This window comes from Acinetobacter sp. ME22 (assembly GCF_022012315.1).
Lineage (GTDB): Bacteria > Pseudomonadota > Gammaproteobacteria > Pseudomonadales > Moraxellaceae > Acinetobacter > Acinetobacter brisouii_A.
The window spans coordinates 32,062-49,798 of the sequence record NZ_JAKLTL010000003.1; the positions used below are offsets into that span (position 1 = coordinate 32,062).

Consider the following 17,737-nt stretch of genomic DNA (forward strand, 5'->3'; position numbering starts at 1 on the left):
CTATAGGCAGTCAGCTGCTTGCCTAGACTTTGCATCAGCGCAGACTTAGAATAACCATCGTGTTCACTATTCTGATTGTTCAGTGGCAGACCTTTGATCTATTCCACTCTTGTTCATCTTATCATTTTGATGAGACATCACCATAAAACATCAACAACCCCCAATATAAAAGCTGTCTATTCTTATGTTAAATTTTACCTTTCTCGGTACTTCTTCTGGTGTCCCCACGCTCAGCCGCAATGTTTCTGGGCTTGCGATTGGGCTCGATAAAAGCAAAGACTGGATTTTAGTCGATGCAGGTGAAGGCACTCAACAACGCATTCAGCAAGCACGATTATCGCTACAGCAACTCAAAGCGATTTGTATTACCCATGTTCATGGCGATCACTGTTATGGTCTGATTGGTTTACTAGCCAGCGCGGGGATGAATGCACGCAAGCAGGCATTGACTCTCATCGCACCTCAAGCCATTCAAGACTGGCTCAACATCACCGCCCAACTCACCGATCTGTATTTGCCCTACCCGATTGAGTTTATTGATGTAGAAACATTGCTTGAGCAACCGCATCAACTGAGTTCAACACTTTCCATTCAAACGCATCGACTCCATCATCGTGTGCCCAGTTATGCATTTAGTCTGCGAGCAAGTCGTTCCCAGCAAAAACTGGATAGTGAAGCCCTCAAAACACTGGGCGTTCCCAAGGGCAAAGCATGGGGAGATTTGCAAAATGGACAAGATATTGAATTTAATGGGCAGATTTTAAACAGCCAACAATTTTTGAGTACCTCAACTCAGCAGGTTCATGCCATTGTCGCAGGTGATAATGATCAACCTGAATTGCTTCATGCTGCCTGTGCCACTGCCGATGTGCTGATTCATGAAGCCACTTATACCCAAGATGTGTTAGATAAAGTCGGCACTGTCCCAATGCATAGCTCCGCAAAAATGCTCGCCAAATTTGCCGAACAGGCACAGTTAGCACAGCTCATTTTGACGCATCTCAGCGCACGTTATCACGATGCCAAAGGCTCAGAAAAAATTAAAAAAGAGGTTCAGCAGTTTTACTCAGGCAAATTTTGGCTTGCGCATGACTTTGACCAATATCATCTCGATGCAGATGGCAAGCTGACGCAAACTGCTCAGGCACAGCATGCGTTTGCTCAACCTACTTCAACAAATGAGTAGCAGATCAACTCAAAATTAAATATCTTAAAAGATAGTTTTCTATCTTTTAAGATAGAAAACTAAAAGACAATATCTTTCTTAAACGCCTTAAAAATCCATTCAAACAAAATATTCAACATAATAATCAATATCTTAAAAAATATTCTTAGAAATTTTTCAACCTTGGCACAGCTTCTGCAATACACCTCATGAAGATTTTTTAAATCAAGCGTCATGGCTGTTTGTAACCGCATGGCAAATAGCCGAGCAAGGAATTTTTTATGAATAAACGCAACTACAACATCATTCAAGATCAACACGGCGTACCAATTAAAATGTGGACGCAAGGCGTCCCTGTCGATGAACCGTCCCAGCAACAATTATTAAAAACGGCAAAAATGCCCTTTATTTATAAATGGATGGCAGTAATGCCCGATGTACATTTGGGGATTGGCGCAACGATTGGTAGCGTGATTCCGACCAAAGGTGCGATTATTCCTGCGGCTGTGGGGGTCGATATTGGCTGCGGTATGATGGCAGCACGCACTTCATTGACTGCATCGGATTTACCCGATCATTTACTGGGTCTACGCAGTGAATTAGAACGTCTGATTCCACATGGCATGACCAAAACCCGAGGACAGCGTGACCGCGGTTCATGGCATACTCCACCCGAACTGGTCGATCAGGCATGGGCAGAACTGGTTGCCGATTTTGAGCTGATCTGTACCAAACATCCACGTTTGCAAAAAACCAATAACCGTACCCAACTGGGTACATTGGGAACAGGAAATCACTTTGTAGAAATCTGTCTAGATGAACATGATCAGGTTTGGGTAATGTTACATTCAGGTTCTCGGGGTGTCGGAAATGCGATTGGTAACTACTTTATTGAATTGGCACGTCAGGACATGCAAAAGTATTTCATCAACCTGCCCGATAAAGACTTGGCGTATTTGGTTGAAGGCACTGAGCATTTCGATGACTACTGGTTTGCCGTGGGTTGGGCGCAGCGCTTTGCCATGAAAAACCGTGAACTGATGATGCAGGCTGCGATGAATGCCTTACGCCAAATTATTCATAAACCCTTCAATGCCAAAGTAGAAGCGGTAAATTGCCATCATAACTATGTCGATAAAGAACAACACTATGGCGAGGAAGTAATGGTCACGCGCAAAGGTGCCGTTCGTGCGCGCTTGGGTGAGTATGGCATTATTCCCGGTTCGATGGGTGCAAAATCATTTATTGTGCGCGGGTTAGGAAATCAGGAATCCTTCTGTTCATGTTCGCACGGTGCAGGGCGTGTCTTCAGCCGTACCGAAGCCAAAAAACGCTTCAGTGTAGCCGATCAGATTGCACAAACTGAAGGTGTGGAATGTCGTAAGGACGCTGCGGTGATTGATGAAATTCCCGCAGCCTATAAACCGATTGAAGCGGTGATGCAGGCGCAGCAAGACTTGGTTGAAATCGTCTATACCTTGCGCCAAGTGGTCTGTGTCAAAGGATAAATTAGGATTTACGCAAAATTCAACGCGATATTGCATTATAAAATAGAGATCAGAATATGAAACTCGCAGAAGCTTTATTACTCAGAAGCGACCAACAAAAACAACTGGCTTCACTAAAACAACGTATTGAAGCCAATGTTTTAATACAAGAAGGAGATGAACCCAGTGAAGATCCCAATGTATTATTAGAACAGGCATTTCAGCTCAACAGTGCTTTGCAGGAATTGATTTACCAGATTCATCGCACCAATGCAGCAGCACATTTAGCCAATGGACAAGCACTGCTGAAGCTACTCATTCAGCGTGATCGCTATATTGAGCAACATCGAATTTTAATTGCAACGATTCAGAGCTCACAAAGTGACGCTCATCGTTATAGTTCACGTGAGATTAAATGGAAAAAAACCATTACGGTTTCCAAAATACAACTGCAAGCCGATGATATTGCACATAAACTCCGTGAATTAAACATGCAGATTCAAAGTGCCAACTGGCAAATTGAACTCATGAGTTAAAACCTGTTTAGGACATACTGGGCGAGTACGAGATCCTTTACTGCCACAGCATAGGATTGAAAATAACATGTAGTGGCCTTAAATAGCGTGTGGGCAGGCACTGAGACTTTTCAGCCCAGCACTTTACACCTGTGATCTTAAACTTGTTAAACTGTACAACCACGTACTGACAGTATGTTCTGATTTTAAAAATAAAAAGGAAAAAATGTGAATAAAGCTTTGGCACATTTGCCAACTCCGATCCGCATTGACGGCTCGCAAGGTGAAGGTGGCGGGCAAATTTTAAGGACTGCCCTTTCACTGTCGATGATTACAGGTAAACCATTTGAATTGGTCAATCTTCGTGCTGGGCGTAAAAAACCCGGCCTGATGCGTCAGCATTTGGTCTGCGTGCAAGCCTCCCAACAAATGAGTCATGCCTATACCGAGGGTGCTGGCTTGCATAGTCAGTATTTATATTTTGCGCCGCAGCAAACTCAGGCAGGACACTACGAGTTTCAGATTGGTTCGGCAGGCAGCAGCTTGTTGGTTTTTCAAACCTTGCTGCCTGTTCTTTTACAACAGTCAACACCTAGCCAATTGATTATTCATGGTGGCACGCATAACCCGATGGCGCCGACTGCCGATTTTATTCAGCACAGTTTTATTCCGACACTCGCCAAAATCGGGATTCAGATTGATTTTGAAATGGAAAAAGCAGGATTTTTCCCGATTGGTGCAGGCAAAATCAAGGCGACTGTACATCCTTGGCAACATCGACAAGAACTTGACTTACGTTCACGTGGATCTCTGCAAGCCACGCGTGCCTATGCCGCAGTGCTAAATTTGGATACCAATATTGCTGAGCGAGAACTGGCAACCCTGCAACAAAAACTCGATTTGCAACAAGCCGAACAATTGCAACTCAAAGGCATTAGCCAAGGCAATAGTTTATTTGTCTGTATCGACAGCGAACAGCATTGCCAAGTGTTTAGTGCTTTAGGCGAATTACGCAAAAGTGGCGAACAGATTGCAGGTCAACTGGCGAAAGAGGTCAATCACTACTTACACAGCCAAGCGGTTGCCGATGAATATTTGGCAGATCAATTATTATTACCATTGGCATTGGGTCAAGGCGGACGCTTCACCGCGCAAACGTTGAGTGAGCATACCCGTACTCAAGCGGAAATGATCAAGCGTTTTATCGACTGTGAAATTGAGTTAATTGAACATGCACATCAGCATGTTGAAATTATTGTGAGTGTTTAGAGGTAAATAAAAATGTCAGAGATGACCAAAATCAGTAAATTCCTGAGTCTAGTGCTGAGACATCAACCTGAAAAAAATAGCTTGAAGTTTTATCAGACAGAAAATGGTGTTTGGCTGACTGAACATGTCCCTGCACAGTATTTATCTGTACAGGGTTGATAGGTAAATCAAGGCTTTGTTTTAATCCACATTTGCCAAAGCAGCGATCAACAACTGCCAGCATTTTTCAACAGTATCGACTTTCACTCGTTCGCCCGGTGCATGCGCCCCTTGAATATCAGGGCCAAAGGACACCATCTGCAAGTCAGGATAATGCTCGGCAATAATCCCGCATTCTAAGCCTGCATGAATCACTTTAAGTTCAGGTTCAATCTGAAAAGTGTCTTGATATGCACGTTGCAAGCATTTTAAAGCGGCTGATTCAGGATTCGGTGTCCAACCTGAAACCAACGGCGCAAGACTTGAATGCAATCCGTAATACTCAAAATGCTGCTGAATACGATGTGCATGCGATTCCAGTTCATCATTGACCATTGAACGCACCATGATCAGTACATTGGCTTGCTCATGGTTTAAGCGCACCACACCAATATTATTCGAGGTTTCCACCACATCAGGCAGCGCCTGACTCATCTGCGCTACGCCATACGGACAGCTCGACAAAGCAGCGAGCCATGCCTGTTGCTGCTCTAGAGCAATCACTTCGGTGACCGCTGCTTCTAATGGCTGGGCATGTAGTTCAAGTGCATCATCTACACCTTGAAGTTGTACGCGCAAATTCAATTGTGTTTGTGCTAACAAGGCATCTAACTGGGCAAGTGCTGCTTGAGGTAAGGCAATTTTGGCAGTTGCTTCACGGGGTAAAGCATTTCGAGCTGTACCGCCTGAAAACTCAATCAGATGGGCATGCAGTTCTGGCAAATGCTGTTGTAAAAACTGCGCCAAAATCACATTGGCATTGCCGCGCCCCAAGTGAATATCAACACCTGAATGTCCACCTTTGAGTCCTGACACCTGTACTTCAACCGCAACCAACTCGGTATCAGTGTGCACATACGTCAGCGCTTGCTCGACTTCAATATCCTGACTGCCTGCACAGCCCAAATACAACTGTCCCCATTCTTCAGTATCGATATTGAACAGCCACTTGCCTTGCAGCACATTTTCTTCAAGAAAACGTGCGCCGCTCATACCCGCTTCTTCATCGACGGTTAGCAAAACTTCAATTGGGCCATGCGCAATATCATCGGCATTCAGCACAGCCAAAGCCAGTGCAACGCCAATCCCATTGTCTGCACCGAGTGTGGTATTGGGTGCAATCAACCAGTCATTGTCCAAAATCGGCTGAATCGGATCACGACTAAAATCATGCACCATCCCCCGATTGGCTTGGGTCACCATATCCAGATGCCCTTGTAAAATCACGCCCGTTTTATGCTGCATGCCCGCAGTTGCGGGTTTACGGATCATTAAATTCCCAACCACATCGACATAAGTGTCTAAACCTTTTTGTTCCGCCCAGTCTTTTAAATATTGACGGAGTTGTTGTTCTTGTTTGGACTGGCGTGGAATACGGCATAAAGTGGCAAAATGCTGCCAGACGTTTTGGGGAGAGAGTTGAGAAAAATCAACGGCATTCATGCTCTGGTCTCGTCAAGTCAATGGATTTATTTATCTTCACTATACCGTAAAATCTCTAAAGGGATGATGAGTCAGCCAATATTCCCATCATCCCCCTTAAAAATGCTTAAGCAGCCAATAAACGCTTCGCGGCGGCATGATGTTCAGCGCGTAGTTTATCTAAATCTAGCCCCAAGACTTCGCGGTCTTTGACGACCCATTTTCCGTTGACCATAACATGCTGGGCTTGGTCAGCACCGCACAACAATAGCGCTGAAATCGGGTCATGGCTGCCTGAGAAACGCAGTTCATCCAGTCGGTAAAATGCTAGATCTGCCTGAAAATCAGGGGCAAGTTGTCCAAGATGTTGTTCACGCCCAAGTAACTGTGCTGAACCCTGTGTTGCCCAACCGAGTGCCAGTTCAGGGGTGATCTGCTCAGCACCATATTTGAGACGCTGCAAATATAACGCCTGTTTCGCTTCCAAAATTAAATTGGAGGCATCCCCAGACGCAGAGCCATCAACACCCAAGCCGACTTTAGCACCTGCGGTCATTAAATCAATCGTTGGGCAAATGCCCGATGCCAAACGCATATTCGAATGTGGGCAATGACAAATCCCCACGCCATTTTGCCCCAGTCGTTGAATTTCTTCGGCATTAAAATGGATGCCGTGTGCCAACCATGTCCGCGAATTGAGCCAGCCCACACTTTCCAAATAATCCACGGTACGCATACCAAACATTTTCAAGCAAAAGGCTTCTTCATCGAGTGTTTCCGCCAAATGCGTATGCAGACGAACATCTAGTTTTTCCGCCAAATCTGCACTGGCATGCATAATTTCAGGCGTCACCGAAAATGGCGAACACGGTGCAAGTGCAATATTGACCATCGCATCTGCACCGCGCTGATGATAATGCTGCACCAATCGTTCGCTATCTTCTAAAATGGTGTGCATATCCTGCACCGTATGCTGTGGCGGCAAACCGCCCTGCGCTTGCCCAAGACTCATCGAACCGCGCGTGAGCATAACTCGCATCCCCAGTTCTTCCGCAGCTTTAACCTGAATATCAATCGCATCGGTCAACTGACTCGGAAAGAGATAATGATGATCTGCTGCAAAAGTACAACCTGACATGACCAGTTCTGCTAGAGCCACTTGGGTTGCCAAATGCAACTGCTCTGGTGTCAACTTGGCCCAAACGGGATACAGATTGACCAGCCAAGGAAATAATGGCGCATTCACCACAGGTTTCCATGCACGGGTTAAGGTTTGATAAAAATGATGATGACTGTTGATCAATCCTGGAATAATCACATCCTGATTGGCTAAATAGACCTGATCAATCGCTGTTTTTGGCTGTTGTCCCTGTGCCACCAGTTCAATAATTTTTCCATTTTGAATGACTAAACCACCGCGGGCATCCTGTTCATTTGCGGTAAAAATTGCCAATGGATTCTTAATCCAAAGTGTAATACTCATGCCTTTCTCCTCTGTGCCACAGGGAGAAGCAATTTATATGCCGCGTTATTGTTTATTCAGTTTCTCTCATAAAAAAAGCCAAGCAGGTGCTTGGCTTTTCATTTCTAACAGATCGAATTATTCAGACACCTCGATACTTAAACCTGCCTGATTTGCCAGTTCAGTAAACGTCGGGAAGCTTGTTGCAACGGTTTCAGTACCGACAATGGTAATCGCCTCAGCAGCACGTAAACCTGCGATACTAAAGCTCATCGCAATACGGTGGTCATGGTGTGATTCAATCTGAGCGCCTTTAAAGATTGGAGACCAGTCGCCAGATTTGCCCTGACCTTGAATGATGATGCCATCTTCAGTCGGGGTACATTGAATGCCCATGGCTTGCAAGCCATCTGCCATCACCTGAATACGGTCAGACTCTTTGACACGCAGTTCAGCCGCACCAGTCAATACTGTTTCACCTTCGGCACATGCCGCAGCAATAAACAAGGCTGGAAATTCATCAATCGCCAATGGCACTTGATCTTCAGGAATATGAATGCCTTTTAATGTGCGTGTTGCGCGAATACGAATATCCGCAATCGGTTCACCGCCTGCAATACGCTCATTTAATACTTCAAGATCAGCGCCCATGGCTTTGAGAATTTCGATCACGCCAGTACGGGTTGGATTAATCCCGACCGCTTCCAAGGTCACATCTGCATTTTCACAGATTGCTGCACCCACCATAAAGAATGCCGCAGATGAAATATCAGAAGGCACTTGAATGTCAGTCCCCACCAACTTACCACCACCTTGAAGACGAATACGGTTACCTTCAGTTTTCACTTCATAACCAAAAGCACGCAACATACGTTCTGTATGATCACGTGTTGGTTCAGGTTCAGTCACCGAAGTTTCACCTTCTGCCCACAAACCTGCCAATAAAATCCCTGATTTCACCTGAGCCGATGCCATTGGCAAATCATACTGAATGCCTTTGAGTGTTTGAGCACCCGTAATGCTGACGGGGGGCGTGCCTTTTTCACCTGTGGTCTGGATTTGAGCACCCATTAAACGCAGTGGTTTGGCAATACGTTCCATTGGACGCTTTGACAATGAAGCATCACCTGTCATGACGGTATCGAACTTCTGTGCCGATAACATGCCAGACAACAAACGCATACTGGTACCCGAATTCCCCATATACAACGCGCTTGCAGGCGCTTTCAAACCGTGCATGCCCACGCCATGAATGGTCACTTCACCATTTTTAGGCCCTTCAATCGACACGCCCATGTCACGAAATGCCTGTAAAGTTGCCAAAGCATCTTCACCTTCCAAGAAGCCAGTGACATGTGTTGTGCCTTCAGCAATTGCACCAAACATAATCGAACGATGTGACACCGATTTATCACCCGGAACAGTAAATGTTCCTTCAAAACGATGCTGTTGAGGTTGAATGGTAAATTGTTGAGTCACCTTGTCTTTCTCCATTAAAGGTTTTTGGGCAAGCATATGGTTAAAATGTTGACGCGCGGCTTGAGCATGTCCGAGTAAGCCCATCAGCGCCTGAGAATCTTCTTTTTCAATCAGCCCACGAATAATTGCCAGTTGCTGTTCAAAGCCATCCACTGCTTTTAAAATTGCAGTTTTATTGGCAAAGAAAATGTCATGCCACATTTGCGGATCGGATGCGGCAATCCGCGAGAAATCACGGAAGCCACCTGCGGCATAACGGAAAATATCCAGATTATCTTCGCGGTTTGCCAGTTGCTCAACCAAGTTAAACGCCATCAGGTGCGGTAAATGACTGGTATGCGCCAACACTTCATCGTGTTTTTGCACATCCATACAAATCACTTCTGCTTTTGCTGCCTGCCAAAGCGTGACCAGTTTTTCAACTGCCCAATCTGCACTGGTTGGTAATGGCGTCAAAATCACTTTGTGATGGGCAAATAGATCGACTTTACCTGCATGTACACCCGTGTGTTCACTGCCTGCAATCGGATGCCCCGGCACAAAACCTACAGGTAAGTTCTCACCAAAAACGCGCTGAGCCGCAGCCACAACATTGCCTTTGGTACTACCAACATCGGTTAAAATTGCATCGGCTTTTAAATACGGTTGAATCTGTACCAAAACTTTTTCAGTGGCTTGTACAGGCAGCGCCAAGACCACCAAATCCGCATCTTGTACAGCATCAATTGCCGAGGTATAACCCGCTTGGATTAACCCCAATGCTTTCGCATCTTGCAAGGTTTTGGCTGAACGGGTTGAGGCAACCACTTCGGTCGCCAAACCTTCTGCCTGAATCACCCGTGCCAGACTTGAACCAATCAAGCCTAGCCCAATAAATGCCACTTTTTTAAACAAGGGCTGTGTTTCTGAAACTACCACCAAATTCGCCTCTGTGTTAAATCCAATGTCTGCGTTTAATTTGCTTAAAGTACCGCAACAGGATAAGAACCCAATACGCGCAATTCTTTGACCATCGAACGGATTTCATCGAGTGCAGCCGCAACATTTGGCTGATCAATATGTCCTTCCAAATCAATAAAGAACACATAGGCCCATTTTTCAGGAAGTGCTGGACGAGTTTCGATACTGGTCAAGCTAATATTGTGCTTGGCAAAAGGTTCTAAAATATCAATGAGTGCGCCTGCGCGGTTATGTGCAGAAACCAACAAAGAGGTTTTATCATTGCCACTTGCAGGAATTTTTTCGCGACCAATCACCAAGAAACGTGTGGTATTTTCAGGATTGTCTTCGATATTGCTGTGCAAGATTTCCAAACCATACGTCGTTGCCGCAATATCCGAGGCAATCGCTGCTGAATGCCATTCATTGCGGATACGGCGTGCTGCTTCGGCATTCGATGTCATCGCAACACGTTCAACGCCTGGGTAATGAATATCGAGCCACTTACGGCACTGTGCCAAAGCTTGCTGATGTGCATAAATCTGCTTAATGCTATCTTTACGGGTATTTTCAGATACTAAAAACTGGTGATGAATACGCAATTCAACTTCACCAATCACGTTAAGACTCGATGATTTAAAGCAGTCTAATGTATGGTTGACCACACCTTCAGATGAATTTTCAACAGGAACAACACCATAGTGTGCGCTACCTGCCTCCACTTCACGGAATACTTCATCAATCGTCGCAATCGGACGCACAATTGCATCCTGACCAAAATGTTTCAAAGCTGCCGCTTGGGTAAATGTGCCTTCAGGGCCTAAAAAAGCAATACTTTGTGGTGCTTCAAGTGCCAAACATGCTGACATGATTTCACGGAATAAACGTGCCATGGTGGCATCAGATAACGGGCCTTCGTTGCGTTCCATCACTTTACGTAGCACTTGCGCTTCACGTTCAGGGCGATAAAACACTGGATTCTCTTCAGTCGCAAATTTGGCTTTTGCCACAGCTTCAGCTAGACCTGCTCGACGATTCAAAAGGTTTTGAATCTGTTGGTCTACACTGTCGATATCCGAACGTAATTGTTCTAAATTCAGAGAAGTCGTTTTCTGATCGTCTTGGATCATGTCATTTCGCCCCGTGCTCATGTTTTTTCTGCCTGCAAGTATAACCACATTCAACTGCAAAATGTCATTACCTCCCAGAGCGCAAACCAAGTATTTCGAGTGGTTTTCCCTATTTAGCCACTCAACTTCAACAAATCCAATCTGCTTTTATGCCAAATCGCTTACCAACGTCTTCCGAACTTGGGATCTATTTCACCATTCAGATAGATCACATCAAATCATGACTTCTCTCAGCAACGCCCCTTGGTTCTGGCATAGCTTATGCTAGTATGTCGAATATCTTTCATTTTTTGCGATTTCGTCATGACTACTAAACGCAATATCTATCAAGACTTTGAACATCCATTTGCCCAATATATCCGCATTATTGGTAAGGGCAAAACAGGTGCACGTTCCCTGACTTTTCAAGAAGCCTATGATGCGTTTAGCATGATTCTGAAAGGCGATGTTCTCGATGTGCAACTTGGCGCATTTTTGATGTTGCTCCGCGTGAAAGAAGAATCGGTCGAAGAACTGGCAGGTTTTGTTCAAGCCACCAAAGACCAGTTACATTATCGCCCACTTGAAGTTGATCTGGACTGGTCATCGTATGCAGGTAAACGCAAACATTATCCATGGTTTTTACTAGCAGCGTTAACTTTGGCTCAACATGGCTACCGTGTAGTGATGCATGGGGCTGCGGGTCATACCTTAAACCGTGTCTATACCGAACAGGTTCTAGAGTTCCTCAACTATCCAATTTGTCATACACAAGACGACGTTGAGCAACAATTACAGCAACGCAATTTTGCCTATCTGCCACTAGCTGCCATCTCCCCTGTCCTCGATGAATTGATTGGTTTGCGCAATGTTATGGGGCTACGTTCACCTATCCATACACTGGCTCGCCTGATCAATCCATTTGATGCCAAAGCCACATTACAAGCGATTTTCCACCCTGCATATCGTGGCTCTCACCAACGCGCAGCCTTTACATTAGGTTATAAAAATAGTGCCGTGATTAAAGGTGAAGGTGGCGAATTTGAACGCAATCCCGATGCTAAGACTTTAATCTGTGGGATTCGTGATGGCGAAATGTATGAGCATGAATTGCCTAAACTCACACCAGAACGTAGTGCGACTGAAGAAGAACTGGATTTAGCCGTGTTTAAAGCAGTTTGGGAAGGTCAGCAAAATCATACTTATGGTGAAATCGCAGTGGTCGAAACCATGGGCATTGCGTTATATAGCATGGGTATTGTAGACAACTATGAAACTGCCATGCAAAAAGCGCGATCTTTATGGGATACACGCCATCAACAATAAATAGCAGCAATAAAAAATCCCCGTATGGGGATTTTTTATTTAGACAAATCGAATCGGCTTGAATTCAGGTTCATTTTTGTGATGATCATCATCACATTCTTCACCTTCTTCTTTTGTGCCGCGGTCGATATAGCCTGTACGTTCTTCTTCAGGCAAATTTTTATATTCCCAAGCCAAAACTGCCTGCATGCAAATCTGACGTTGCTCTTGAGTCAACGCTACACCATTGGGCCATTTCCCAATTTCAACGGCAGTTTTTAAACGTTCGACAATTTCAGGGTCTAAGACCGAGAGCATTTGTTCAATATTCATGACTCTTCCTGCTGTTGCAATGCTTCAAAATCTTGATGCCACCCTAATTTGGTTCGACAAGCCATATAAAAGTCATAACCGGGTGGATGTAATAAGCTTAATTTAAAAGGATGCTTGCGAATATGCAAAACATCTCCGACATTCAGTGCAACACTATGCTGCGCATCGGCACTTACCATCGGTAAAATACGGTTTTTACGCACCGTAATTTTGATTTCACTCTGATCCCCAACGATGATCGGTCGAGATGACAAGGTATGTGGATGCATCGGCACAAGAACAATTGCATCCATACTCGGATGAATAATTGGGCCACCACCCGACAAGGCATATGCGGTTGAACCTGTTGGCGTTGCCACAATCAAACCATCACTATGCTGACGGTAAACAAATTGCCCATCAATCGACAGTTCAAAGTCCACCATATGCACGGACTTACCTGAATGCAGCACAATATCGTTGAGTGCAATCGCGCTATAGACCGTTTCACCTGCGGTACGTACTTCCATTTCAAGCAGAAAACGTCTGTCGAGCTGAAAGTTACCTTTTAAAACCAGATCAAGTTTTTGTAAAACTTCCATCGGATTAATATCGGTTAAAAATCCTAAACGTCCACGGTTGACACCAATCACGGGAGTATTGTATTTCACCAATGCACGTGCTGCATGTAACAAAGACCCATCACCTCCAACCACGACAACCAAATCAGCCACTTCACCCATCAGGTTACGGCTGACAATTTGACAATCTTGATAAGGGACAAGTTTCGCTGTTTCAACATCAAAAATTGGATGTAATCCCAATTTCAGCAAATGGTCATAAATAAGACAAAGTGTTTCTACAACAGCGGCTTTTTCTGGTCGTCCAATTAGCCCAATGTTGCGAAACGACTTGTGTGAGATTTTCACCAACTCAAGCGCTCCGTTCGGATTCGCAGCCATAATAACACGTTGTTTCAGGTTTGAAAAAACAATACAAAGTCTCTGATAAAACGCTAAATTATTGCTTAATTTTGTATTGTTTCGCGAATAATCATTGCAAAATAAATAAAAGCTTCGCATGATTACAGGGTTTCTGTCGGATAGCTTATCACTTTTTATGAAGTCACAACGCGGTCTTGGTTTATTGCCTCTTATTTTCTGTATTGTTGTTATTGCAGCATTCCTCGCTTTTAGTGCGTATGTATTTCATATTGATAGTGTTATTCGTAAAAAATTTGAAGGTCAGCGTTGGGACATTCCTGCAAAAGTTTATGCACGCCCACTTGAAATTTACAATCAAGCACCCGTCAATGAGCCTGATTTTATCCAAGAACTGGCAATGCTTGGCTATAAAAAAGCAGATGGCTATACTCAACCAGGTAGCTATCTGCTGAGTGGCAGTAGCGTCTATGTTCATACCCGTGGTTTTGACTTTGGTGATAGTAGCGAACCTGAACAGGTCTTGCACATTACTTTTGGCAATGACCAAATGCAGGATGTGCGCACGACAAAACCCTCAAGTACAGGCATGACTCGTCTTGAACCTTTATTGATTGGCGGCATTTATCCACAACACAATGAAGACCGCGTTTTAATCAAGCTTAAAAATGTACCTAAACCACTCATTGAAGCATTAATTTCGACAGAAGACCGTAATTTCTACCATCATCACGGTATTTCAATCCGTGGTACTGCACGTGCGATTGTCAGTAACATTACAGGTGGTAAACGTCAGGGTGGTTCGACACTGACACAACAGTTGGTGAAAAACTTCTATCTTTCCCCTGAAAAAACCCTAAAACGCAAGGTCAATGAAGCGTTAATGTCTGTATTGCTAGAAATGCACTACAGTAAAAGTGAGATTTTAGAAGCCTACCTCAATGAAGTCCACTTGGGGCAAAATGGTAACTATTCAATTAATGGTTATGGTTTGGCATCTCAATTCTATTTTGGACTACCATTGCGCGAACTCAATATTGCACAGCAAGCGTATTTGGTCGGTTTAGTGCAAGGGCCATCTTTATATAATCCTTGGCGCAATCCAGAAGGTGCGAAAAACCGCCGCGATACTGTATTACACAACATGTTGGTGATGGGTTATCTGACGCAAGCGCAGTATGATCAAGAAAGTGCCCGCCCACTGGGTGTGGTCGCTAAACCAGCACTTGGCCCAACCCGCTTCCCTGACTTTATGGATATTGTCCGTCGTCAATTGCGTAGTGAATATCAAGAATCAGATTTGACCAATCAGGGCTTACGTATTTTTACCACGCTTGATCCTGTTGCTCAAACTAAGGTACAAAATAGCTTTAAGGAAACTGTAGATAATTTATCTAAGCGTAATCCGCGTGTCTTGGCCGATTTACAAGGTGCTGTGCTTATTCAACGCCCTGACAATGGTGAATTGGTTGCAGCAGTTGGCTCAACTCAAAACTTCACAGGTTTTAACCGTACCATTGATGCAAAACGTCAAGTTGGCTCATTGCTCAAACCTGTCATTTATTTGAGTGCCATTGAATCAGGTCGCTATAACTGGGCTTCAGCGATTCAAGACACCTATATTAGCATTCCAACCGAAGGGAAAGCATGGACACCTAAAAACTATAGTGGTGGTGAGCATGGCGTTGTGCCGATGGTTCAAGCTCTGCAACATTCATATAACCTTGCAGCCGTTCGTTTAGGTCAAGAGTTTAGTGTTGCAACTTTTAGCAATCAGTTACGCAAATTTGGTGTAACCAGTGATATTCCCTCTTATCCATCTGTATTCTTGGGCGCTGTCAATTTATCACCAATGGAAGTTTTAGGTGTTTATAACAACTTCGCTACAGGTGGCTTTAAATATCCAACCAAAGCCATTCGTTCTGTGGTTGATCAGAATGGAAAAACCCTCGAGCATTATGGCTTAGAAGTTCAAAAAACCATTGATCCTGCGGCAGCTTATGTGCTGAATTATGGCTTACAGCAAGTGATGAATAATGGTACAGGTAAAGCAGCTTATGGCAGTCTACCATCGACCTTAAAACTTGCAGGTAAATCAGGAACAACGAACGATACCCGTGATTCGTGGTTCGCAGGGTATTCAGGTAACTATTTAACTGTGGTTTGGTTAGGTCTAGACAACAATAAAGTCACAGGATTAACAGGTTCATCAGGTGCTTTACCTGTCTGGATCAATGTCATGAAACAGTTACGCCAGCAACCTGTCAATATCAAACAACCAAGCAATGTCCAATGGCAATGGGTCGATGTACGTTCAGGTCATTTGTCTGGTGCAAACTGTTCTGGTGCAATGTACATTCCACTTCTTGCAGATCATGTTCCATCTCCAGGTGCGGATTGTGGCTTCTTCAACAATCAGGATTCACCTGAAGACACAGGTAGCGCATCTGCACCTGTGACATCCAACAACCCAGACAATCTTGAAAATCTGATTCGTGAAAGTGACAGTACAGATAGCAATAGCGATTCACCAGCTCGAGTCATCTCAAGCGGCAGTTACGAACAGTAAATTGAATGGGCTTGGTCATCTTTGATACGGTGATCAAGCCCATGATATAGAGAATTTTTGCGAATGCATTTCAAACTGATCAGTAGTTGTTTATTGAGTCTGAGTTTTATTGGCTGTACTCAGTTAGCCCATCAACCACAATCCCAAACGCATCAAGCAACACCACCAATAAAAGAAAAAAAACCGTCTAACGATACAAATGGGGTTACTGTTACGCCTTATCATGTTCCTGAGATTAAACGCACAGTTATTCCTGCACCGCCACAACCTGTCACTGCACCAGACGGCTCAGAAAAACCCGTTTTTCGCCAGCTCATCCAACAAGCCCAACATGCCATCCGCCAAAACAATCTGACGCAGGCAGAACATTTGGCATTGCAAGCACAGCGGATTTCACCTCAGGCAGCTCAAAGCTATATCGTTTTGGCTCAAGTGGCACAGAAAAAACAAAACTACAGTCATGCACAGTCTTTAATCCAACGGGGTTTAAGTCTGGCAGATGACCGTAGTACCCAAAAGCAATTCTGGCTCATCCGCTTACAAATCGCACAAGCACAACACAATGCCAGTGCTATTCAGCAAGCTAAACTCGCCTTAAGCAAGCTTTAAATCTGAGAAATGCCCGCAATGCCATATGCTGCACATTGTTGGGCTATTCCTAAATCCTCATGCTTTAAACCGCCCAAAGCAATAATGGGTAAATCCACCTGCTGAGCAATCTGCTGAAATTGCCCCCAACCCAAACCTTGAGCTTCTGGATGTGTGGCTGTTGCCAGTACAGGACTCAATAAAGCTGCATCACAACCAATATATTGAGCATGCTGCAATCCTGCCAAATCATGACAAGCTGCCAAATAACACTGCCCTACACGTAGCTCACCACGTTGGGTAGCAAATAGTTGTGGTTGTTTAAGATGAATCGCCACCAGTTGTGCCTGTTGATCTAAACTCAACTGTTCAGCCCATACTTTATTCAAAATAAGCTTGTTCAGTTGTTCTTGAGATAGCGCGTGTAAAGCAGCTAAATCAGCTTGTTGTTCAGGGCGATAGTACATGACTTGCCCCTGCTGCAAATCTGCCAATGCCTCTAATTGCGTGCGTATTTTAATACGCTGTGGCAGTGCCAAGCGTTGAACCAGTTGTTGATTCGCTTTTGGAAAATTCAAGTTGGCTAATTCGGTGCGTGTATACCACTGCCAAGGCTGTTGAATCTGAGGAAGTACTGCTTCAGGGACATAGCTAAAAAACACATGTAACCGCACAATGACATCATCATAGTCATGTTGAATCAGCTCAAATGGCTGCCAGTCAATTAAATCTATTCCAACTTCTTCAAACACTTCACGGCGACAAGCTTGCTCAGCTGTTTCACCCTGTTCAATCTTCCCCCCAGGAAATTCGGCTTTATTGCCTTGATGTTGCTGAGCATTGCGCCAACCAACCAGAACACGTGTTTTAGAAAAAAGTAGCCCAATTGCCACTTCAATTTGGTTTTTTTGCATCACTGTTCCTTGAGTCATTCTGATCATGTCGAGCATGTTACAAAGTTTTCAAATAAAGCGCTA

At 44.4% G+C, this 17,737-nt stretch carries 15 protein-coding genes; 8 read left to right on the forward strand and 7 right to left on the reverse strand.

Annotation, left to right across the window (positions count from 1 at the left end; genetic code table 11):
• Positions 1-184 precede the first annotated feature (184 nt).
• From LVY74_RS05150 to LVY74_RS05170, 5 genes are all read left to right on the forward strand, one after another.
• A complete protein-coding gene (locus tag LVY74_RS05150; RefSeq protein ID WP_237814139.1) occupies positions 185-1,186 on the forward strand; it encodes a ribonuclease Z in 1,002 nt (333 codons plus the stop codon).
• Positions 1,187-1,446: 260 nt separating this feature from the next.
• Entirely contained in the window at positions 1,447-2,673 is a 1,227-nt protein-coding gene (locus LVY74_RS05155; protein ID WP_237814140.1) for an RtcB family protein, read from the forward strand.
• Positions 2,674-2,729: 56 nt separating this feature from the next.
• Positions 2,730-3,188, forward strand: a complete 459-nt coding sequence (locus tag LVY74_RS05160; protein ID WP_151709495.1) for a DIP1984 family protein — start codon at positions 2,730-2,732, stop codon at positions 3,186-3,188.
• A 207-nt stretch (positions 3,189-3,395) separates the two neighbouring features.
• Positions 3,396-4,436, forward strand: a complete 1,041-nt coding sequence (gene rtcA / locus LVY74_RS05165) for an RNA 3'-terminal phosphate cyclase (protein ID WP_237814141.1) — start codon at positions 3,396-3,398, stop codon at positions 4,434-4,436.
• Positions 4,437-4,448: 12 nt separating this feature from the next.
• Positions 4,449-4,595, forward strand: coding sequence for a hypothetical protein (locus LVY74_RS05170; RefSeq protein WP_237814142.1), 147 nt, complete (start codon positions 4,449-4,451; stop codon positions 4,593-4,595).
• A 21-nt stretch (positions 4,596-4,616) separates the two neighbouring features.
• On the opposite strand, the gene pepD is transcribed toward LVY74_RS05170, so the two are convergent.
• The 4 genes from pepD to pheA form a co-directional block, all read right to left on the reverse strand.
• Positions 4,617-6,077 carry a beta-Ala-His dipeptidase gene (gene pepD, locus LVY74_RS05175; RefSeq protein WP_237814143.1) on the reverse strand — a complete coding sequence of 487 codons (1,461 nt, stop codon included), beginning with the start codon at positions 6,075-6,077 and terminating at the stop codon, positions 4,617-4,619.
• Positions 6,078-6,183: 106 nt separating this feature from the next.
• A complete protein-coding gene (locus tag LVY74_RS05180) occupies positions 6,184-7,539 on the reverse strand; it encodes an 8-oxoguanine deaminase (protein ID WP_237814144.1) in 1,356 nt (451 codons plus the stop codon).
• 117 nt (positions 7,540-7,656) lie between these two features.
• The gene (locus LVY74_RS05185; RefSeq protein ID WP_237814145.1) at positions 7,657-9,915 is read right to left on the reverse strand and encodes a bifunctional prephenate dehydrogenase/3-phosphoshikimate 1-carboxyvinyltransferase; all 2,259 of its coding nucleotides are present in this window, start codon (positions 9,913-9,915) and stop codon (positions 7,657-7,659) included.
• 44 nt (positions 9,916-9,959) lie between these two features.
• On the reverse strand, positions 9,960-11,066 hold the full coding sequence (gene pheA, locus LVY74_RS05190; RefSeq protein WP_151709491.1) for a prephenate dehydratase: 1,107 nt from the start codon (positions 11,064-11,066) through the stop codon (positions 9,960-9,962).
• A 303-nt stretch (positions 11,067-11,369) separates the two neighbouring features.
• Here pheA and LVY74_RS05195 point away from each other — a divergent pair, with 303 nt between their 5' ends.
• Complete coding sequence (locus tag LVY74_RS05195; RefSeq protein ID WP_237814146.1) at positions 11,370-12,371, forward strand: glycosyl transferase family protein; 1,002 nt, start codon at positions 11,370-11,372, stop codon at positions 12,369-12,371.
• A 39-nt stretch (positions 12,372-12,410) separates the two neighbouring features.
• Here the strand turns inward: LVY74_RS05195 and LVY74_RS05200 are convergent, their stop codons facing one another.
• Positions 12,411-12,683, reverse strand: coding sequence for a YeaC family protein (locus LVY74_RS05200; protein WP_151777729.1), 273 nt, complete (start codon positions 12,681-12,683; stop codon positions 12,411-12,413).
• Positions 12,680-13,591 carry an NAD(+) kinase gene (locus tag LVY74_RS05205; RefSeq protein WP_171492578.1) on the reverse strand — a complete coding sequence of 304 codons (912 nt, stop codon included), beginning with the start codon at positions 13,589-13,591 and terminating at the stop codon, positions 12,680-12,682. Before LVY74_RS05205 ends, LVY74_RS05200 begins: the two co-directional genes overlap by 4 nt.
• Positions 13,592-13,781: 190 nt before the next feature.
• On the opposite strand from LVY74_RS05205, the gene mrcB reads away from it, so the two are divergent.
• On the forward strand, positions 13,782-16,172 hold the full coding sequence (gene mrcB, locus LVY74_RS05210; RefSeq protein WP_237814147.1) for a penicillin-binding protein 1B: 2,391 nt from the start codon (positions 13,782-13,784) through the stop codon (positions 16,170-16,172).
• A gap of 63 nt (positions 16,173-16,235) precedes the next feature.
• Positions 16,236-16,781: a hypothetical protein gene (locus LVY74_RS05215; RefSeq protein ID WP_237814148.1), complete on the forward strand. Its 546-nt coding sequence runs from the start codon at positions 16,236-16,238 to the stop codon at positions 16,779-16,781.
• Here the strand turns inward: LVY74_RS05215 and LVY74_RS05220 are convergent.
• Positions 16,778-17,674, reverse strand: a complete 897-nt coding sequence (locus tag LVY74_RS05220; RefSeq protein WP_237814149.1) for an NUDIX domain-containing protein — start codon at positions 17,672-17,674, stop codon at positions 16,778-16,780. The genes LVY74_RS05215 and LVY74_RS05220 overlap by 4 nt on opposite strands.
• Between the last annotated feature and the right edge of the window lie 63 nt (positions 17,675-17,737).